This is a genomic window from Leisingera sp. ANG59 (assembly GCF_013317235.1).
In the GTDB taxonomy this organism is placed as follows: Bacteria; Pseudomonadota; Alphaproteobacteria; order Rhodobacterales; family Rhodobacteraceae; genus Leisingera.
The window spans coordinates 1-19,650 of sequence record NZ_WLCM01000009.1 but is presented as its reverse complement, the minus strand read 5'-3'; the positions used below and the strand labels follow the sequence as shown (position 1 = coordinate 19,650).

Annotated in this window: 18 protein-coding genes and 1 tRNA gene; 12 read left to right on the top strand and 7 right to left on the bottom strand. The window is 63.7% G+C overall.

Annotated features, from left to right (window positions below; genetic code table 11):
* The first annotated feature begins 65 nt into the window (after window positions 1-65).
* The 5 genes from GKC28_RS10275 to GKC28_RS10255 all read left to right on the top strand — a co-directional run bounded on the left by GKC28_RS10275 (window position 66) and on the right by GKC28_RS10255 (window position 6,562).
* Window positions 66-1,142: a branched-chain amino acid ABC transporter permease gene (locus GKC28_RS10275; protein ID WP_174146812.1), complete on the top strand. Its 1,077-nt coding sequence runs from the start codon at window positions 66-68 to the stop codon at window positions 1,140-1,142.
* A 94-nt stretch (window positions 1,143-1,236) separates the two neighbouring features.
* Window positions 1,237-2,520 (top strand): ABC transporter substrate-binding protein, encoded by a 1,284-nt coding sequence (locus tag GKC28_RS10270; RefSeq protein WP_174146811.1) that lies wholly within the window; start codon window positions 1,237-1,239, stop codon window positions 2,518-2,520.
* Between the two features lie 118 nt (window positions 2,521-2,638).
* Window positions 2,639-3,487, top strand: coding sequence for an ABC transporter ATP-binding protein (locus GKC28_RS10265; RefSeq protein ID WP_174146810.1), 849 nt, complete (start codon window positions 2,639-2,641; stop codon window positions 3,485-3,487).
* A gap of 17 nt (window positions 3,488-3,504) precedes the next feature.
* Window positions 3,505-4,722 carry a phenylacetate--CoA ligase family protein gene (locus GKC28_RS10260; RefSeq protein ID WP_174146809.1) on the top strand — a complete coding sequence of 406 codons (1,218 nt, stop codon included), beginning with the start codon at window positions 3,505-3,507 and terminating at the stop codon, window positions 4,720-4,722.
* Between the two features lie 160 nt (window positions 4,723-4,882).
* The gene (locus tag GKC28_RS10255) at window positions 4,883-6,562 is read left to right on the top strand and encodes an iron ABC transporter permease (RefSeq protein WP_174146808.1); all 1,680 of its coding nucleotides are present in this window, start codon (window positions 4,883-4,885) and stop codon (window positions 6,560-6,562) included.
* 21 nt (window positions 6,563-6,583) lie between these two features.
* On the opposite strand, the gene GKC28_RS10250 is transcribed toward GKC28_RS10255, so the two are convergent.
* The 4 genes from GKC28_RS10250 to GKC28_RS10235 all read right to left on the bottom strand — a co-directional run bounded on the left by GKC28_RS10250 (window position 6,584) and on the right by GKC28_RS10235 (window position 9,328).
* Complete coding sequence (locus GKC28_RS10250; RefSeq protein WP_174146807.1) at window positions 6,584-7,444, bottom strand: GTP-binding protein; 861 nt, start codon at window positions 7,442-7,444, stop codon at window positions 6,584-6,586.
* 226 nt (window positions 7,445-7,670) lie between these two features.
* Window positions 7,671-8,687, bottom strand: a complete 1,017-nt coding sequence (locus GKC28_RS10245; RefSeq protein ID WP_174146806.1) for a Fe(3+) ABC transporter substrate-binding protein — start codon at window positions 8,685-8,687, stop codon at window positions 7,671-7,673.
* Between the two features lie 361 nt (window positions 8,688-9,048).
* On the bottom strand, window positions 9,049-9,174 hold the full coding sequence (ykgO, locus tag GKC28_RS10240) for a type B 50S ribosomal protein L36 (RefSeq protein ID WP_005648635.1): 126 nt from the start codon (window positions 9,172-9,174) through the stop codon (window positions 9,049-9,051).
* Window positions 9,175-9,253: 79 nt separating this feature from the next.
* Window positions 9,254-9,328 (bottom strand) — tRNA-Val (locus GKC28_RS10235).
* A gap of 163 nt (window positions 9,329-9,491) precedes the next feature.
* Here GKC28_RS10235 and GKC28_RS10230 point away from each other — a divergent pair.
* Complete coding sequence (locus tag GKC28_RS10230; protein ID WP_174146805.1) at window positions 9,492-10,352, top strand: N-formylglutamate amidohydrolase; 861 nt, start codon at window positions 9,492-9,494, stop codon at window positions 10,350-10,352.
* Window positions 10,353-10,367: 15 nt separating this feature from the next.
* Here the strand turns inward: GKC28_RS10230 and GKC28_RS10225 are convergent, their stop codons facing one another.
* A complete protein-coding gene (locus GKC28_RS10225) occupies window positions 10,368-11,621 on the bottom strand; it encodes a DNA polymerase IV (protein WP_174146804.1) in 1,254 nt (417 codons plus the stop codon).
* Between the two features lie 89 nt (window positions 11,622-11,710).
* Between GKC28_RS10225 and GKC28_RS10220 the strand changes: the two genes are divergently transcribed.
* Window positions 11,711-12,133, top strand: coding sequence for an NUDIX hydrolase (locus GKC28_RS10220; RefSeq protein WP_174146803.1), 423 nt, complete (start codon window positions 11,711-11,713; stop codon window positions 12,131-12,133).
* Between the two features lie 394 nt (window positions 12,134-12,527).
* Here the strand turns inward: GKC28_RS10220 and pyrF are convergent, their stop codons facing one another.
* Window positions 12,528-13,244: an orotidine-5'-phosphate decarboxylase gene (gene pyrF, locus GKC28_RS10215; RefSeq protein WP_174146802.1), complete on the bottom strand. Its 717-nt coding sequence runs from the start codon at window positions 13,242-13,244 to the stop codon at window positions 12,528-12,530.
* Window positions 13,245-13,583: 339 nt separating this feature from the next.
* Between pyrF and clpB the strand changes: the two genes are divergently transcribed.
* Window positions 13,584-16,202, top strand: a complete 2,619-nt coding sequence (clpB, locus tag GKC28_RS10210; protein WP_174146801.1) for an ATP-dependent chaperone ClpB — start codon at window positions 13,584-13,586, stop codon at window positions 16,200-16,202.
* A gap of 143 nt (window positions 16,203-16,345) precedes the next feature.
* Window positions 16,346-16,987, top strand: a complete 642-nt coding sequence (locus GKC28_RS10205; protein ID WP_174146800.1) for a TVP38/TMEM64 family protein — start codon at window positions 16,346-16,348, stop codon at window positions 16,985-16,987.
* Window positions 16,988-17,020: 33 nt separating this feature from the next.
* Here GKC28_RS10205 and GKC28_RS10200 read toward each other — a convergent pair whose 3' ends face one another.
* On the bottom strand, window positions 17,021-17,590 hold the full coding sequence (locus GKC28_RS10200) for a hypothetical protein (protein ID WP_174146799.1): 570 nt from the start codon (window positions 17,588-17,590) through the stop codon (window positions 17,021-17,023).
* 196 nt (window positions 17,591-17,786) lie between these two features.
* On the opposite strand from GKC28_RS10200, the gene msrP reads away from it, so the two are divergent.
* From msrP to GKC28_RS10185, 3 genes are read left to right on the top strand one after another with little or no spacing between them, the layout of a single operon-like run.
* A complete protein-coding gene (gene msrP, locus GKC28_RS10195) occupies window positions 17,787-18,692 on the top strand; it encodes a protein-methionine-sulfoxide reductase catalytic subunit MsrP (protein WP_174146798.1) in 906 nt (301 codons plus the stop codon).
* A 13-nt stretch (window positions 18,693-18,705) separates the two neighbouring features.
* Complete coding sequence (gene msrQ / locus GKC28_RS10190; RefSeq protein WP_174146797.1) at window positions 18,706-19,329, top strand: protein-methionine-sulfoxide reductase heme-binding subunit MsrQ; 624 nt, start codon at window positions 18,706-18,708, stop codon at window positions 19,327-19,329.
* A 58-nt stretch (window positions 19,330-19,387) separates the two neighbouring features.
* Window positions 19,388-19,618: a hypothetical protein gene (locus GKC28_RS10185; RefSeq protein ID WP_217434038.1), complete on the top strand. Its 231-nt coding sequence runs from the start codon at window positions 19,388-19,390 to the stop codon at window positions 19,616-19,618.
* The last annotated feature ends 32 nt before the right edge of the window (window positions 19,619-19,650 follow it).

Here is a 19,650-nt window from a genome sequence, read left to right as displayed (position 1 = left end):
CAATCAACAACAGTATCCGCGCAGGCAGCACCGCCAACGCGCAACAGAAAGGGAGCATCTGAGACATGTTCTACCGTGAAGCCGGGGATTTCAAAGTCTCCTATGCCGATGACAGCCAGACGTTTCCGATCAAGTTTGACCGCTACCGCTATTACGTGGTGTTGGCGGTTGCGTTCGGCCTCATCCCCTTCCTGATCAATGATTACTGGGCCAATGCGATCCTGCTGCCGTTCCTGATCTATTCAATCGCGGCGATCGGGCTGAACATCCTGGTCGGCTACTGCGGGCAGGTCAGCCTTGGCACCGGCGGGTTCATGGCTGTGGGCGCCTATGCCTGCTACAAGCTGATGACCGCCTTCCCGGAGGTCAGCATGTTCATCCATGTGATCCTGGCGGGCGGCATCACCGCGGGTGTCTGCGTTTTGTTCGGCCTGCCGTCCCTGCGCATCAAGGGGTTCTACCTGGCGGTGGCGACGCTGGCGGCGCAGTTCTTCCTGGTGTGGCTGTTCAACCGCGTGCCGTGGTTCTACAACTATTCCGCCTCCGGCCAGATCAACGCGCCTGAGCGTGATACGTTTGGCATCATCATCACCGGCCCCAATGCGCCGGCCTGGGCCACCTATTTGTTCTGCCTGATCTTCCTGACCGTCTGCGCGCTGATTGCCCGCAACCTTACCCGCGGCACGGTGGGGCGGACCTGGATGGCGATCCGCGACATGGATATTGCGGCCGAGATCATCGGGGTGAACCCGCTGAAGGCGAAGTTGACGGCCTTTGCGGTCTCCGGCTTCTTCATCGGCATCTCCGGCGCGCTGTTCTTTGCGGTCTATCTGGGCGCGGTCGAAGTCGGCGAGGCCTTCGGCATCCAGAAGTCGTTCCTGGTGCTGTTCATGGTGATCCTGGGCGGGCTGGGCTCGATCTTCGGCTCCTTTGCCGGTGCGGCTTTCCTGGTTCTGCTGCCGGTGATCCTCAAGGTGGTCGGCGTCGATCTTCTGAACTGGCCCACGGATATTGTGGCGCATTTCCAGCTGGTGATCGTGGGGGCGCTGATCATCGTCTTCCTGATCGCGGAACCGCACGGCATGGCGCAGCTGTGGCGCGTCGCCAAGGAGAAACTGAGACTGTGGCCCTTCCCGCACTAAGGCGGGGGCGGCCTGAGAGCTGGCGGGGAGAAAAGCAAGACCACCCCCGTTTGAAGACAACCATCGGATAAGACCAAAGGGAGGATTTAAGCCGATGAAAAAGACACTGACCACTCTGGCGCTCGGCGCCGCGATGGCAGCCGGGCCGGCAATGGCGGACCTGGTGTTCCCGGACCTCAGCTACCGCACCGGGCCTTATGCGGCGGGCGGCATCCCGTTCTCGGACGGCTACAACGACTATTTCACCCTGCTGAACGAGCGCGACGGCGGCATCGGCGGCGTCAAGGCCAAGGTGGTCGAATGCGAGACCGGCTACAACACCGAGAAGGGTGTGGAATGCTATGAATCGACCAAGGGCCAGGGCGCGCTGATCTATCAGCCGCTGTCCACCGGCATCACCTATCAGCTGATCCCCAAGGTGACCGCGGACAACATCCCGCTGCACACCATGGGCTATGGCCGCACCTCGGCCGCGAACGGCGAAGTGTTCAGCCATGTGTTCAACTACCCGGCCAACTACTGGAACGGCGCCTCGGGCGTGGTGAACTACCTGCTGGAATCCAATGGCGGCGACATCAGCGGCAAGAAGATTGCGCTGATTTATCACAACTCCGCCTATGGCAAGGAGCCGATCCGGACCCTGGAAGAGCTCTCCAAGAAGCACGGCTTTGAGCTGATTGCTCTGCCGGTCGACCATCCCGGCCAGGAGCAGAAGTCGCAGTGGCTGCAGATCCGCCGTGACCGTCCCGACAACGTCGTGATGTGGGGCTGGGGCGTGATGAACCAGGTGGCGATCCAGGAAGCCGCCAACATCCGCTTCCCGATGGAAAACTTCATCGGCGTGTGGTGGTCCGGTGCCGAGCATGACGTGATGCCGGCAGGCGACAAGGCCGACGGCTACAAGGCGGTGACCTTCCACAACGTGGGCCGAGATTTCCCGGTGTTTGACGATATCCAGAAATATGTCGTCGATGCGGGCAAGGCCGCGGGAGCCGGCGACCAGGTCGGCAACGTGCTCTATAACCGCGGCATGTACGCGGCGATGCTGGCAGCCGAGGCCGCCAAAACCGCGCAGGAAATCCACGGAACCGCTGACATCACCGCGGCGATGATGCGCGACGGCATGGAAGCGCTGGTGATCGACGAGGCGAAGATGGAAGCGCTGGGGATGCCGAACTTCGGCCCGACCTTCAACGTCTCCTGCGAGAATCACGGCGGCCCCGGCCTTGTGGGCGTGACCCAGTGGGATGCGGAGAGCAAGACCTGGTCCCTGATTTCGGACTTCAAACCGTCTGATACCGAAGTGATCGGCAAGCTGATCGAAGAGGACTCCGCCGCCTACGCGGCTGAGAACGGCATCGAGCCCCGCTGCAACTAAGGGCTCCCTTCCGGCCCTGCCGTGGCGGGGCCGGAAACAACCGGTGCGGCGGGGGCCGCCGCGCCACGCAAACAGGGTCCCGGGGCAAGATCCGGGACAGGTATGAGGACACGCTTTGATGCTGGATGCAGCGAACACCGCCGCCGATACTTCCGATGTGCAGGCCGAAACCCTGCTGGAGGTCAACAATATCGAGGTGATCTACAATCACGTGATCCTCGTTCTGAAAGGTGTGAGCCTGAATGTGCCTAAGGGCGGCATCACCGCGCTTTTGGGCGGCAACGGAGCCGGCAAGACCACGACGCTTAAGGCGATCTCGAACCTGCTGCATTCCGAACGCGGCGAAGTGACCAAGGGATCGATCAAGTACCGCGGCGAGCACGTGCATGAGCAGGACCCGGCGGAGCTGGTGAAGAAGGGCGTCATTCAGGTGATGGAAGGCCGCCACTGCTTTGAGCACCTGACGGTGGAGGAAAACCTGCTGACCGGCGCCTATACCCGCCGCGACGGTGGTGCGGACATCCAGAAAGACCTGGAAATGGTCTATCACTATTTCCCGCGCCTGAAGGAGCGCCGCAAGAGCCAGGCGGGCTATACCTCGGGCGGCGAGCAGCAGATGGTGGCGATGGGCCGCGCGCTGATGTCCCGGCCGGAGACGATCCTGCTGGACGAGCCGTCGATGGGGCTGGCGCCGCAGCTGGTGGAACAGATTTTCGAGATCGTAAAGTCGATCAACGAGCAGGAGGGCGTGACCTTCCTGCTGGCCGAGCAGAACACCAACGTGGCCCTGCGCTATGCCCATTACGGCTACATCCTGGAATCCGGAAGGGTGGTGATGGACGGGCCTGCAGCGGACCTGCGGGAGAACCCGGACGTGAAAGAGTTCTATCTCGGTATGTCGGATGAAGGGCGCAAGAGCTTCCGCGACGTGCGGTCCTACCGCCGCCGCAAGAGGTGGCTGAGCTGATGCGGGATGGTGATGTGATGAGCTATTTTGACACGCTTGAAACCCGCAGCGCAGACGAACGCGTCGCAGACCTGGCCAAGGCGCTGCCGGAGCAGATTGCCCGCGCCAAGAGTGCAGCCGGATATGCCGGGCTGCTGGACGGGGTGGACCCTGCAGCGGTGAATTCGGCTGAGGCGCTGGCGGCACTGCCGGTGCTGCGCAAATCCGAACTGAGCCGCGCCCAGGCGGCAAACCCGCCCTTTGGCGGCTTCACCGTGAAGCCTGCGACCGGCTTTGCCCATATCTTCCAGAGCCCCGGCCCGATCTACGAGCCGGGCGGGGTGGATGGCGACTGGTGGCGCATGGGGCGGTTCCTGCATGCTGCCGGGATCGGCCAGGGCGATGTGGTGCAGAATTGCTTCGGCTATCATCTGACGCCTGCCGGCATGATCTTTGAAAACGGTGCGCGGGCGGTCGGCGCCGCGGTGCTGCCGGCCGGCACCGGCCAGACCGAGCTGCAGGTGACCGCCGCGCATGATGTGGGCGCCACCGCCTACGCCGGTACGCCGGATTACCTGAAGGTGATCCTGGACAAGGCCGATGCGATGGGCGTGGAGCTGATGTTCTCCAAGGCGGCGGTGGGCGGCGGGGCGCTGTTTCCCAGCATGCGTCAGGAATATGCCGACCGCGGAATAACCTGCCTGCAGTGCTACGCCACCGCCGATTTGGGTAATATTGCCTATGAAAGCCCGGCGATGGAGGGGATGATCGTTGACGAGCATGTCATCGTTGAAATCGTCACCCCCGGCACCGGCAACCCGGTGGCGCCGGGCGAGGTGGGCGAAGTTGTGGTGACCACGCTGAACCCGGATTACCCGCTGATCCGCTTTGCCACTGGCGATTTGTCGGCGGTGATGCCGGGGGTCTCCCCCTGCGGACGTACCAACATGCGGATCAAGGGCTGGATGGGCCGGGCCGATCAGACCACCAAGATCAAGGGCATGTTCGTGCGCCCCGAGCAGGTGGCGGCGCTGGTTGAGAAGCATGACGAGATCGTCAAGGCGCGGGTCATCGCCAGCCGCGATGGCGAGATGGACGCGATGACCGTGCAGATCGAGGCAGAAGGCGGCGACGAGGCAGCCTTTGCCCGCTCGGTGATCGAGGTGCTGAAGCTAAAGGGCAAGGTCGAAGTGGTGGCACCGGATGCGCTGCCCAAGGATGGGCTGGTGATCGAGGATCAGCGCACTTACGACTGAGCCGCCTGATTTGCAGACAAGTGCGGGCGCCGGATGCGGGGCGCCCGTTTTCTGTTTTGAGGCGCCGAAGAGCAGGACCGCGCTTTCCGGCTGGAATTTCTGACTGGAATAGTCGAAATAGAGTGCCGAGAGACTTCCGCCGGACCCAAGACCGCCGCAAATGACAGCTGCCAATGAACCCATAGAATTCGCGCCGCACGGGCGCCGCCGCGGCGGCAAGACCGGCGGCGGGCTCTTTGCCGTTCTGGCCTGGGCGGTGGCGCTGTCCTGCCTGCTGCCGATGGTGGCCGTGGCACTGGCAGCAGCGTTTGGCGGCACCGAGACCATCAGGCATCTGGCCGGGACCGTGCTGCCGGGCTATTCGCTGACAACGCTGGCGCTGGTGGCGCTGGTGGCGCTTGGCACCTTTGCGATCGGCACGGGCGCGGCGTGGCTGGTGACGATGACCCGTTTTCCCGGCGCCCGGCTGCTGGAAATCGCGCTGGTCCTGCCGCTGGCCTTTCCGGCCTATGTGCTGGCTTATGCCTACACCCACATCCTGGATCATCCCGGCATCGTGCAATCCGCCTTGCGCGAGGTGACCGGCTGGGGGCCGCGGGATTACTGGTTCCCGGAGATCCGCTCCACCGGCGGGGCGGCGGCGATGCTGGTGCTGGTGCTTTACCCCTATGTCTACCTGCTGGCGCGGGCGGCCTTCATGCAGCAGAGCGCAGGCGCCTTTCTAGCGGCGCGCGCGCTTGGCAAGAACTCCTGGCAGGCGTTCTGGCTGGTCAGCCTGCCGATGGCGCGGCCGGCCATTGCCTCTGGCGTTTTGCTGGCCGTGATGGAGACCATCGCGGATTTTGGCACGGTCAGCTATTTCGGAGTGCAGACCTTTGCCACCGGCATCTACACCAGCTGGTTCTCGCTGGGCGACCGCGGCGGCGCGGCGCAGCTGGCGCTGTGCCTTTTGGGCTTTGCGCTGACGCTGGCCGTGGTGGAGCGGGCGACGCGCGGGCGGGCGAAATACCACCACGCGGGCAAGCATCACAACCAGATGCCGCCGGCCGAGTTGGGCGGGGTCAAGGCGGCGGTGGCTGTGTTCTTCTGCGCGGTGCCGGTGGTGCTGGGCTTTGCACTGCCGGTGGCGGTGCTTTTTGCGATGAGCTTTGATTCCGAACAGAACCTGTTCAGCCGCCGCTACATCGATTTCACCACCAATTCAATCACCCTGGCAACGGCTGCGGCTGTGCTGACGGTGGCGGCTGCGGTGTGCCTTGGGTTTTATCAGCGTCTGCGGCCCGGCCGGGTGTCGGCGGCTGCGGCCTATTTCGCGCGGCTGGGCTATGCGGTGCCGGGCGGGGTGATCGCGGTGGGGCTGATCGTGCCCTTTGCCGCCTTTGACAATGCGCTGGATGCCTGGATGCGGGAGAGTTTCGGATTCCGCACCGGCCTCTTGGTGACAGGCTCGATCTGGCTGCTGGTTGCGGCGTATGGCGTGCGGTTCATGGCGGCAGCTCTTGGCGCATACGAGGGCGGCCAGGCCAGCATGCATTCGAACATGGACGCCGCGGCGCGGTCGCTGGGGCAGGGGCCGATGGGAATGCTGCGGCGTGTGCATCTGCCGATCCTGACACCCAGCCTGCTGACGGCGCTGCTGATCGTTTTTGTCGACGTGATGAAGGAGCTGCCCGCGACGCTGATCATGCGGCCCTTCAATTTCGACACACTGGCAGTGCAGGCGCACCGGCTGGCCGCAGACGAGCGGCTGGAGGGGGCCGCGGTGCCGTCGCTGGTGATCATGGCGGTGGGGCTTCTGCCGGTGATCCTGATCTGCCGCCAGGTGGGGCAGCGGCGCTAAAGAGCAGCGGTTTGGGGCGGCTTATGCCGCCCACCAGGCCTCAATCTCGTCGCGGGAAATCCGGTCTGCCGGTCCCAGGCCGACCAGGACGGTTTCCTCCGCCGCGCAGCGTTTGGCTTCGACATGGCGGCCGACAACATGCAGCTCATAGGCGCCGCCTGTGGTCAGCACAAAGCCCTTCATCCGGTAAAGCCCCGTGGGCCGCGCCGCCAGCTTGTCCCCCAGCGCGCGGCGGTCCAGAACAGTGCTGCTGCGGTGCTGCCATGTGGTGTAGGCGGGATGCGCCGCCACCGCTCGGCCCTTGGGCAGCGGCACCACGTCAAACAGCAGTTCCGCCACCGGCGAGCCGTTCAGCACCGTGGGAGTGCGGGCGCCGGCCTTGTCCAGAAGCGCCGAGAGCTCTGCAGTCAGATCATTGCATTTGGTGGCGATCACCAGGTCGGCGGCGCGGATCTGCTGTTCCGCCTGCGGGGCCAGCAGCGGGTCATTCAGCAGACTCTCCGCGTTTTCCGCATCCACCAGGGAGACGATGCCGCCGTAGCTGAGGCCGGATTCATTCAGGACGGAATTGGCGATGGCCACCGGGTCGGAAATGCCGCTGGCCTCGATCACCAGGTGGTCCGGACGCTCGGGACGGTTCAGAACATCGCGCAGGGCAAGCGCGAGATCATCGCCCATGGTGCAGCAGACGCAGCCGTTGGTCAGGGCGATCTTGCCGCCATCCGCGTCCTGAATCAGGGCGTCATCAATATTGACTGCGCCAAAGTCGTTGACGATCACGGCCAGTTTCAGCCCGTGATCCTCGGCCAGCAGCCGGTTGATCAGAGTGGTCTTGCCAGCGCCCAGGTAACCGCTGATGATTGTGACCGGCAGCCTGGTCATGCGCTTTGCCCCTTCCGGGTGCAGCATTCGCTTAACCGCATGTTTCCTCCGAAAATGAAACTTAATAATCCGCGCAGCTATAAGCGCGGCGGGGCGCAGGGTCTAGCGAAAGCTGGTGACTGGGCCTGAGGCCGGACTGAGCGGCGGAGTCCGGCGGAAGAGTGCCGCCAAAAGAAATGGCGCGGAGTGCTCCGCGCCATCGGATATTCCTTTGGCTTAAGAGGGGTTACTTCCAGCCGACGTCGTTGAAGATCTTCTGGGCTTCCGGCAGGTTCTTGGCAACTTCCGACAGGTTCACGTCATCCGGCTTGAAGTGTCCGAGCGCCGCGATCGACGGGGCAAGGCCGACACCGGAGACTGCCGGGTATTCGTCATTGCCGGCCGAGAAATACGCCTGGGCGGAATCGCTGGCGAGGTACTCCAGGAACTTGATCGCGTTCTCCTTGTTCGGAGCGTGCACGGCCACGCCGCCGCCCGACAGGTTCATATGCGCTCCTTCGGTGTTCTGAGAGGGGAACAGCCAGCCGATCTGGTCGCGGTTTTCCGAGACACCCTTGACCTCCTTGCGGATCGAGCGGGCGAAGTAATAGCTGTTGGCAACAGCGATACCGCATTCACCGGAAACCAGGCCGCGAATCTGATCAGTGTCGCCGCCCTGCGGGTCGCGCGCCATGTTGGCGACCACGCCTTCGGCCCATTCACGCGCCTTTTCGGCGCCGTGGTGGGTGACAAGGGAGGCCAGCAGGGTCTGGTTGTAGGTGTTCTTGGACGAGCGGATGCAAACCTGGCCCTTGTAGGCGGGATCTGCCAGATCCAGGTAGGTTTGCGGCGGATTGGCCACCCCGTCCTTGTCATAGAAGATGATGCGTGCGCGCTGGCTGAAACCGAACCACTGGTTGTCCTCATCCTGCAGGTAGGCCGGGACGCGGGTTTCCAGCACGTCGCTGTCGATGCTTTGCAGGACACCGGCCTCCTTGGCGCGAGTCAGGCGGGAGGTGTCGACGGTGATCAGGATGTCAGCTGGGGAGTTTTCGCCCTCGGCGTTCATCCGGGCGATGAGCTCATCGGCGTTGCCTTCGATGCGGTTGATGGTGATGCCGGTGGCCTTTTCGAAGTCAGAATAAAGCTGCTCATCGGTATCGTAATGGCGCGAGGAGTAGATGTTCAGCTCGCCCTCGGCAGCAGCAGTGGTTGCAATGGCTGCGGTCAGCGCGCCGGCCAGTACGGTTGTGGCTTTCAGCATTGGATGTCCCGTTCTTGGTTAGATCAGATTTCCGACTGAAAGAGTCGATTAAAGCATCTGGCAGCAGATGCAATAAATTTCCGACTGAAACAGTCAGAAAGTCGCAGCTTGCTGCTGGCTGGCCAGGCCGGGCGGGCGCCTCCCGCCCGTCGCTGGATCTTTGGACAGATCCGCTCCCGTTGAGCATGGCACGCGCGGGGCGCGGTGCCATGCCAAAGGCCGTCAGGTCTCGTCCGGGCGCAGCCCGGAGAAACCGCGGGCGCGGGAGCCCCGACTTTGCAACGCCAGTCCAGGCAGACCCCCAAACGCAAAAAAAACCGCATCGGATGATGCGGTTTTCTGCATGTCGCTGCGGCGGATCTTAGCCCTGGCGCGCTTTGAACTTGCGCTGGGTCTTGTTGATCACGTACACGCGGCCTTTACGGCGCACAACCCGGCAATCGCGGTGCCGGTTCTTCAGCGAACGGAGCGAGTTCTTGACCTTCATGGTCTCTCTCCTTGTCTGCGGCGCGAACCAGCGCCTGGGTTAGCGGGTGCTTGGGCCGAAGCCGAAGCAGTGAATTGAATGGTGGGCGATACAAGGATCGAACTTGTGACCCCTTCGATGTCAACGAAGTGCTCTACCGCTGAGCTAATCGCCCACTCTGGCCTGCGCTGCGTTCCTGCCCCTTAGAAGTGAAAGGGGCGCGGGGTGCCGCGCCGGTGAGGGGGTCTATAAATAGAGTCGCCGGGGTGCGCAAGAGCTTTTGACCGCAGAAATTTCCGCGATATGCTGTTTCTTGCACAAGAAGCACCGGAGCAAGGATGCCTGATACAGCGTTTTCCGTGATTTCCCCGCAGAAACTGGCTTCGGCAGCGGTTTTTGCCTCTCCGCACAGCGGCGCGGACTATTCCGATTCCTTTCTGGGACAGTCGATTCTGGGGCGGCGGGAAATCCGCAGTTCAGAGGATGCCTTTGTTGATCAGCTGTTCCTGGCCGCGCCGGAGTTCGGGGCGCCGCTGCTGAAGGCCTTGAAACCAAGGGCCTATCTGGATCTGAACCGTTCGCCCGATGAATTGGACCCGGCGGTGATCGAGGGGGTGCAGCGGCGCGGGCAGAACCCGCGGGTTGCCTCGGGCCTGGGGGTGATTCCGCGGGTGGTTGCGAATGGCCGGGCGATCTACAGCGGCAAGCTGCCGCTGGCAGAAGCGGAGCGGCGGATCAAGGCCTGCTGGCATCCCTACCATCAGGCGCTGAAGGGCCTGTTGGATCAGGCGCACGCGCAATTCGGGCAGGCGATTCTGGTGGATTGCCATTCGATGCCGCATGAAGCGGTGGAGGCGATGGCGCCGCGAGGCGCGGGCAAGCCGGAAATTGTTCTGGGTGACCGCTTCGGGGCGGCTGCGGATGGCGCCATTGTGGACCGGATCGAGGCGGCCTTTGCCGCGGCGGGGCTGAGGGTCGCGCGCAACGCGCCCTTTGCCGGCGCCTATATTGCCCAGACCTACGGCAGGCCGTCGCGGCGCCAGCATGCGGTGCAGATCGAGATCGACCGGGCGCTTTACATGGATGAGGCCAGTATCCGGCCCAATGCAAATTTCGATGCGCTGCAGCAACTGCTGCGCCAGGTGGTGGCGGAAATCGCTGCAATCGGCCGGGAGGAACTGCCGCTGGCTGCGGAATAGCCAGCCGCCATGTATTCAGCGCAGGGCGCGGCCTTTCAGAATCGCGCTGTCGCCGAATCTCTTGCGGATGGCATCCGTGGCGCGTTCGGCCTCTGCCCGCTTGCCCGCATTAGGGTCCAGCAGGTCGCCGGTTTCATCAGCATGCGATTCGGGAACCAGGTCTGAAATCCCGCAGCCCAAGAGCCGGTAGGGGCCTTCGTCGCCCACCTGATCCAGCAGGCTGCGGGCGGTGCGGTAGATGCGGTCGGCAATCTGGGTCGGGCTGCGGAGTGTGACGCGGCGGGTCAGCGCGGAATGGTTGGCGCGCTTCAGCTTGAGCGTCACCACCCGGCCCGCCAGTTCCCTTGCCTTGGCCCGGTCCGACACTTTCTCAGCCAGCCTCCACAGGTGGCCGTCGAGCACCTCAAGGCAGGCGGTATCCTGAAAGAAGGTAGTTTCGTTGGAGATCGACTTGATCGGTTCATGTGCCGAGACCCGGCGCCGATCCTGGCCGCGGGCCAGGTGCCAGAGCCGGTCGCCCATGGAGCCGAAGCGGCTGTGCAAGGCCTCGCGGTCCCAGCGCAGCAGGTCGGAAAATGTACGGATGCCGGCCTTGTCCAGACTCTCCTGTGCAGCCGGGCCGATGCCCCAGATCAGACGCACCGGTTTTTCGCGCAGGAAATCGCTGGTCTCTGCCTTGCCGATCACCGAAAAGCCGCGCGGCTTGTCGAGATCAGAGGCGACCTTGGCCAGGAACTTATTGTGGGAAAGGCCGATGGAACCGGTGACGCCCAGCTCATCCTTCATGCGCTTGACCAGCCGTGCCAGCATTACCGCGGGCGGCGCGCCGTGCAGCTTTTCGGTGCCGGAGAGATCCATGAACGCCTCGTCCAGCGACAGCGGCTCCACGTCGGGGGTCAGCTCATTCATCATCTTGCGGATTTCGCGGCTGACCTCGACGTAGACATTCATCCGCGGCTTGATGACCACTGCGTCGGGGCAGAGTTTGAGCGCCTGAAACATCGGCATGGCGGAGCGCACGCCGCGGATGCGGGCGACATAGCAGGCGGTGGAGACCACGCCGCGCTTGCCGCCGCCGATGATCACCGCTTTGGTCGCCAGTTCAGGATTGTCGCGTTTTTCGACGCTGGCATAAAAGGCATCGCAGTCCATGTGCGCGATGCTCAGGGAAAACAGCTCTGCATGCGCCTTGATCCGCGGGCTGCCGCAATGGGGGCAGCGCCGGGCGGGGGGGATCTGGCTGAGGCAGTCTCGGCAGAGGGTGTGCATGGGTACGGCGGGCTGTGGTCGTGGATGGGCAAATCTAACTTGCGCCGGAGGCCTTGTCTTTAGCGTGCCGGAGGACCAAGTGACAGATCATGACAACAGCAGGCGAAGATTTTGCCGGCGCAAAGCTGGCAGTGTTTCTGGGGCAGGATCTGCTGGTCATCCAGCGCGATGATAAGCCGGATATTCCCTATCCCGGCCATTGGGACCTGCCAGGCGGCGGGCGTGAGGCGGATGAAAGCCCGGCGGCCTGTGCGTTGCGTGAGACCTATGAAGAGGTCGGACTGGTCTTGGCCCCGGAGCTGCTGATCTGGTCCAGAGCCTACCAGCGGCCGCACGGGCGGGTCTGGTTTTTTGCCGCGCATCTGCCTGCTGCGACCGTCAGCGCGGTCCGGTTCGGAAACGAAGGGCAGGGCTGGGCGCTGATGGCGCCAGAGGCCTATTGCGCGCACCCGTTGGCAGTGCCCCACTTTGCAGACCGGCTACGGGAGTACCTTGCCGCGCGGCCAGTGTGACCGAGGGCTGAAAAGAAAGATCCCCCGCTGGTGGGCGGGGGGAAGGTGACGGGTCTCAGGAAGAAAAGCCCGTCTGGGGAGTGTCTCAAAATGAGAATCTCCCACATGGCGCTGTTTCGCAAAGTTTGCAGGGCCGCGGATTGGCTGCAGGTTTTGCGGGCGTGCTTTTTCAGTCACAGGACGATTTGGCGCAGAAATTGTCTCTGTGGCGGGTTTCGTCAGCGAAAAGAGCGGCTTGACGTTGCGTCACCGGCAGGCAGCGGTGCGGCGGACCGGGAAATGGTGCGCGTGCCGCACATTTTTCTTTCTGCCTAAATTTTGGGCAGAACCTGGCGTTCTGGCCGCCGGGCCCGCAGTTTTGCTGTGAGCCCCCTGTGCCGCCCGGGTCCGGGCTTTACGTGTTATTTCCGGCCAGCTCCGTCAGGATGGCTTCCGCTGCGGCGCGGGGGCTGTCTGCCTTCCAGATCGGGCGGCCCACCACGATATGGTCAGCGCCGTCCGCAATGGCGCTGGCCGGGGTGGCGACGCGCTTCTGGTCGCCGAGGTCCGCCCCGGCCGGGCGCACACCGGGAGTGACAATCAGCTTGCCCTCGGCCTCGGGCAGGGCGCGGATCAGTGCGGCCTCCTGCGGGCTGGCGATTACCCCGTCGGCGCCGGCTGCAAAGGCATTGCCTGCGCGCTCCAGCACCAGATCCTGCACCGCGCCATCCTTGATCAGCGCACCGTCCAGGTCCTGGCGGTCGAGCGAGGTGAGGATGGTGACGGCGAGGATCTTGAGGTCTTTGCCCGCGGCGCCTTCCTTGGCGGCGCGCACCACGTAAGGGTCGCCATGCACGGTGAGGAAGTCGAGGTCGAACTGCGCCAGGCCGCGCACCGCGTTTTCCACGGTGGCGCCGATGTCGAAGAGTTTCATGTCGAGGAAGATGCGCTTGCCGTGCTCCTGCTTGAGCTCATTGGCGAGCGCCAGCCCGCCGCCGGTGAGCATGCCAAGGCCGATCTTGTAGAAGGAGACCGCATCGCCCAGCTGTTCGGCCAGCTTGAGGCCTGCGAGCGCATCGGGGACATCCATTGCAACAATCAGGCGGTCGTCGGCGCGCGGGGCTTGGGTCATGGCGGTGTCCTCTGGTGGCGGGTTCGGCGTGAAACTGGCGTTTCATACGCAAGAGGCTGCGAATGGGCAAGGCAAGGGAGGTGCTCCCGCAACTGAAGCTGCCCATGACGGGACAGATTACAGTTTTGGGCCCTGCGCCGCGCTGGCGCGCGGCGCAGCTGCACCCGCGGTTACGGCTTGGGCGCAAAGTTGACGCAGGTCAGGGATTTGCTCACCTTTTCCGGCGAGTATGGGTTGAAGCGGCGGGATCGCTTCCCAAATTGAACCTTGAGGCCCGGACCGGGGCGTGCCGCAAAGCGGGCGCTGCCAAAGACAGGGCGCTTGAAAAAGGAGAGCAAGATGGACTTGAACAAGTTCACGGAGCGTGCACGGGGTTTTGTGCAGGCAGCGCAGACCATTGCGATGCGCGAGGGGCACCAGCGGCTGGTGCCGGAGCATATTCTGAAAGCGTTGATGGATGACGACCAGGGGCTGGCAAGCAACCTGATCTCCCGCGCGGGCGGCGCCCCGGCGCGTGTGGCCGAGGCCGTTGATGCGGCGGTTGCCAAGCAGCCCAAGGTGAGCGGCGACTCGGCACAGATTTATCTGGACGGGCAGACCGCCAAGGTGCTGGATGAGGCCGCTAAGATTGCTGAGAAGGCAGGCGACAGCTTTGTGCCGGTGGAGCGCCTCTTGATGGCGCTGTGCATGGTGAAATCCAAGGCGAAGGACGCCCTGGAAGCGGGCGAGGTGTCCGCCCAGAAGCTCAACGAGGCGATCAACGACATCCGCAAGGGGCGCACCGCCGACTCGGCCACGGCTGAGGAAGGCTATGACGCGCTGAAGAAATACGCCCGCGACCTGACCGAGGCAGCGCGCGAGGGCAAGATTGACCCGATCATCGGCCGCGACGAGGAAATCCGCCGCTCGATGCAGGTGCTGAGCCGCCGGACCAAGAACAACCCGGTGCTGATTGGTGAGCCGGGCGTCGGCAAGACCGCGATTGCCGAGGGCATGGCGCTGCGCATCGTCAACGGTGATGTGCCCGAATCTCTGCGCGACAAGAAGCTGCTGGCGCTCGATATGGGGGCGCTGATCGCTGGTGCGAAATACCGCGGCGAGTTCGAGGAGCGGCTGAAGGCGGTGCTGACGGAAGTCACGGAAGCTGCGGGTGAGATCATCCTGTTCATCGACGAGATGCACACGCTGGTGGGCGCGGGCAAGTCCGATGGCGCCATGGATGCGGCCAACCTGATCAAGCCGGCGCTGGCGCGCGGCGAGCTGCATTGCATCGGTGCCACCACGCTGGATGAGTACCGCAAGTATGTCGAGAAGGATGCGGCCCTGGCCCGCCGGTTCCAGCCCGTGATGATCACCGAGCCGACAGTGGAAGACACTGTCTCGATCCTGCGCGGCATCAAGGAGAAATATGAGCTGCACCACGGTGTGCGCATTGCCGATGCGGCGCTGGTTGCGGCGGCGACGCTGTCGAACCGCTATATCACCGACCGGTTCCTGCCGGACAAGGCGATCGACCTGATGGATGAGGCGGCCTCCCGCCTGCGGATGCAGGTGGATTCCAAACCGGAGGAGCTGGACGCGCTCGACCGGCAGATACTGCAGATGCAGATCGAGGAAGAGGCGCTGAAGCTGGAGGATGATGCCGCCTCCAAGGACCGGCTGGAGAAACTGCAAAAGGAGTTGGCCGAGCTGCAGGAGCAGTCCGCCCAGATGACCGCGCAGTGGCAGTCGGAGCGGGACAAGCTGGCCTCGGCCCGTGATCTGAAGGAGCAGCTGGACCGGGCCCGTGCCGAACTGGACATTGCCAAGCGGGAAGGCAACCTCGCCAAGGCGGGCGAGCTGTCTTACGGCGTGATTCCGGGGCTTGAGAAGCAGCTGGCGGATGCCGAGCAGAAGGAAGAGCAGGGGCTTATGGTCGAGGAGGCCGTGCGGCCCGAGCAGATCGCCGCTGTTGTCGAGCGCTGGACCGGCATTCCGACCTCCAAGATGCTGGAGGGCGAGCGCGAGAAGTTGTTGCGCATGGAAGACGAGCTGCACCGCCGGGTGATCGGCCAGAATGCCGCCGTAACTGCGGTTGCCAATTCGGTGCGCCGGGCGCGGGCGGGTCTGAATGACGAGAACCGGCCGCTGGGCTCCTTCCTGTTCCTCGGTCCGACCGGTGTGGGTAAGACGGAGCTGACCAAGGCGGTTGCCGGGTTCCTGTTCGACGACGAGCACGCGATGGTGCGCATCGACATGTCCGAGTACATGGAGAAGCACTCGGTCGCCCGGCTGATCGGCGCGCCTCCGGGCTATGTCGGGTATGACGAGGGCGGAGCGCTGACCGAGGCCGTGCGCCGCCGCCCCTATCAGGTGGTGCTGTTCGACGAGGTCGAGAAAGCGCATCCGGATGTGTTCAACGTTCTGCTGCAGGTGCTGGACGATGGTGTCCTGACCGACGGCCAGGGCCGCACCGTGGACTTCAAGCAGACGCTGATCGTGCTGACCTCCAACCTGGGGGCGCAGGCGCTGAGCCAGCTGCCGGAAGGGGCTGATGCCTCGGACGCGCGGCGTGATGTGATGGATGCGGTCCGGGCGCATTTCCGGCCCGAGTTCCTGAACCGGCTGGATGAGACCATCATCTTCGACCGTCTGGCCCGCGCTGACATGGACGGTATCGTCGAGATCCAGCTGGCCCGGCTGCTGAAGCGTTTGGCAGGCCGCAAGATCACGCTGGAACTGGACGAGGCGGCCAAGACCTGGCTGGCGGATGAGGGCTATGACCCGGTGTTCGGCGCCCGGCCGCTGAAGCGGGTGATCCAGCGCGCCTTGCAGAACCCGCTTGCCGAGGCGCTCTTGGGCGGGGAGATCAAGGACGGCGACACCGTCCCGGTCTCGGCCGGCAGCGACGGGCTGATCATCGGCGAGCGGCTGGGCACCAGCGGCAGGCCGCGGCCCGATGATGCCGTGGTGCATTAGACGGTCGTGCATTCAGCGCAGGATGTGACCCGGAAAGGCCCGTCCGTTGTGGCGGGCCTTTTCATGTCTGCCGGGGCGCGCATTTTGCGGCGGTGGCGGAAAGCATTAGACTGGCAGCTGTTCCTAGCAAGGGCGCCGGTCCCATGATCCGCATCAGGCGCAGAACGGCCTTTGCCGCATTTCTCCTCGTGCTGCTGTGCGGCGCGCTGGCGGCCTATGTGCTGGATGGGCAGGCGCGCCCGGTGGAGGACATGGTTGCCTGGCTGCGCAGCACTGGCGCCTGGGCGCCGCTGGCGGTGATCGTCCTGATGGTAGTGCATTCCTTTGTGCCGTTTCCGGCTGAAATCCTAGCGCTGTGCGCGGGGGCGGTTTTTGGCACACTTTTGGGGGCGGCGCTGATCTGGGCCGGGGCGATGCTGGGGGCGCTGGTGGCCTTTTGGCTGGCGCGCCGGCTGGGGCAGGAGACGGTCCGGGCCTGGCTGAGCGAAACGCAGGCGCGGCAGCTGGATGCCTGGACCGAGGAGCGGGGGGCGCTGGCGCTTCTGGCCGCGCGCCTGATCCCGGTGATCGCCTTTAATCTGATCAACTATGCCGCAGGGCTGACCCGGGTCAGCCTTTGGACCTTTGTGTGGACCACGGCGCTGGGCATCCTGCCGGTGACACTGCTGTCCACATGGTTCGGGGCGAAGATGCTGGATATGGACTGGCCGGTGCTGGCGGCGGTTTCGGCCGGGTTGCTGATTGTCCTGTTTGCCATGCACCGTCTGGCGCGGCCCTGGATCTGATACCGGGCCAAGCCGCGCGGAATTGTGTAAGGACTAGGTGCCCGCCGCCGCTTCCTTCGCCACCCGGCGCTCATACTTGCGGCGCAGGACCTTCAGGCGCGGTTCCCAGTCGTACCGGGGGTCCTCGGTGGTGGCCGACCAGTAAAGCTTGCCGCCATAGCGCCAGGGATCCAGCACAATGCCCTCATAGATGCCGTCGCCCTTGGCGGCGATCACCGCGGTCGAATGGTCAATGCGGAAATCGCTTTTCGGCTCGGCAATGGCGCGCAGCATGGTAAGCGTGCGGAAGTTCTCCTGATTGAGCCGCGCTTGCATGTCCTCAGCATAATGCACACAGACGCCGCGCGCCTTCACACCGCTGTTCACCAGTGTGTTGTGGATGATCGGCGAGGTGGTCACATCATACTGCTCTGCCAGCTTGGCAGAGTAGCTGTAGGCTATCTCCGCCGCGCGGCGCGCTTCTGCGGGGTCCACCTGCGGATCCATGGATTGCAGCGCAAGCGACAGTTCCTCGACATCGCTTCTGGTGGCAGTGGGGGCACTGGCGCAGCCTGCCAGAGCTGCGGCGGCCAGTATCATCAGCGGTGCAATTAGGGATTTCATTGTGATCTGCCCGGTCTGGTTTCCGTTTGCGGCCAGCATAAGGCTTTCGCCGCCGGGGTGAAGCGGGGAAATCGCGGCCGGTTGGCTGCAGGAGGGATACGTTACAGACCTCTCGCGCAGTCGTTACAGGATATGTTTTGGGTTTTGCGCCCGGGACCGTTACCTGAAGAGAGACCCGCAATATCAGGAGATGCAGATGGCGTGCCGCTGGACCAATGATCTGACCCTTGCTGACAGCACCCCGGAGGCGGCGTTCTGGAACCGGCGCCAAATCATGGCGGGTCTGGCTGGTGCCGGGCTGGCCGCAGCGCTGGGCAGCCCGGCGCGGGCAGAGGAAGGGCTTGAGCCCAACAGCTGGGAAGAGGTGACCAGCTACTGCAACTTCTACGAATTCGGCACCGGCAAGGGGGATCCGTCCAAATACGCGGACCGGATGACAACGAAGCCCTGGAGCGTGAAGATCGACGGGCTGGTGGACCGGCCGGGCGACTACTCCATTGAGCAGATCCTGGGGGCGATGACGCTGGAGGAGCGCATCTACCGCTTCCGCTGCGTTGAGGCCTGGTCGATGGTGGTGCCCTGGCAGGGGTTCGAGCTGGCCGACCTCTTGAACATGGCGGGGGTGCAGGACGGCGCCAAATATGTGGGTTTTGAAACCCTCTACCGCCCGTCGGAGATGCCCGGCACTGCCTATAAGGTGCTCGACTGGCCCTACCGTGAAGGTTTGCGCCTGGATGAGGCGATGCACCCGCTGACCATTATGGCCACCGGTATTTTCCGCAAACCCTTGCCCAACCAGAACGGCGCGCCGCTGCGGCTGGTGGTGCCGTGGAAATACGGTTTCAAATCGATCAAGTCGGTGGTGCGCATTACCCTGACGGATCAGGAGCCGCCGGCCAGCTGGAACATGGCCAACCCGCGCGAGTACGGTTTCTATAGTAATGTGAACCCGAATGTCTCGCATCCGCGCTGGAGCCAGGCCAGCGAGCGCCGCATCGGCGGCGGGCTGTTTGCGCGCCGCCAGCCGACGCTGATGTTCAATGGATACGAGGACGAGGTCGCCGTCCTGTACAAAGGTATGGACCTGGGCGAGAACTTTTGACCGGAACAGCGTGATGGATGTTGCAAACCGCCTTCTCCGCCGCCTGCCAGTCTGGGCCGTTTACCTGCTGGGGGCGCTTCCCGCGCCCTGGTTCTTCTGTCAGGGGCTTACCGGCGGTCTGGGGGTGGAGCCGATCAAGGCGCTGGAGCATGAATACGGCGAACTGGCCCTTCAGCTTATGATCCTCACACTGGCAGTCTCGCCGCTGCGCCGCCTGCTTGGGCTGAACCTGATGAAGTTCCGCAGGGCCATCGGGCTCTTGTGCTTCTTCTATGTGTTCTGCCACCTGCTGGTCTGGCTGGTGCTGGACGTGCAGGTCCTGGGGCAGATAATCACGGACATTGCCAAACGGCCTTATATCACCATCGGCATGGCGGCATTTGTCCTGATGCTGCCGCTGGCGCTCAGTTCGAATAACCTGTCCGTGCGGGCACTGGGCCGGACCTGGACGCGGCTGCACCGGCTGACCTATGCGGCGGCCCTTCTTGGGGCTGCGCACTTCGTCATGCTGGCAAAGGGGTTTCAGATCGAACCGCTGATCTACCTGGGGCTGGTTCTGCTGCTGCTGGCGTTCCGCTGGCCTGCTTTGAGGCGGCCCGGGCAGCTGCCCTCAACCGAAACGGCCAGCCGCAGCTAGCCCGTGGCATGGATTTTTTGGAGAGTCGCTTGCGGAGCCGGGGGGAGGCCCGGGCTTGATGGTGCCGATTCTGGGAATCTTGGGTCTTGGCCTTTCTTTGATTCCTGGCTTTGAGTCTGCGATTCCTGGCTTTGGGTCTGTGGATAAGGGGGCTGAGTCTGTGGGTAAGCGGTGCGGGGATCTGATTTGGGGGTTCTGGGTTGGAATTGCGGTGTTTGGTGTTGCGGCAGGCGGGTCAGTGTTTCTGACTTTGTTTTGCTGTAAGGTATTGATTTTGTTTGATTTGTGATTTTTCTTTGCGGATTTTGGCGTTTTTCTGAA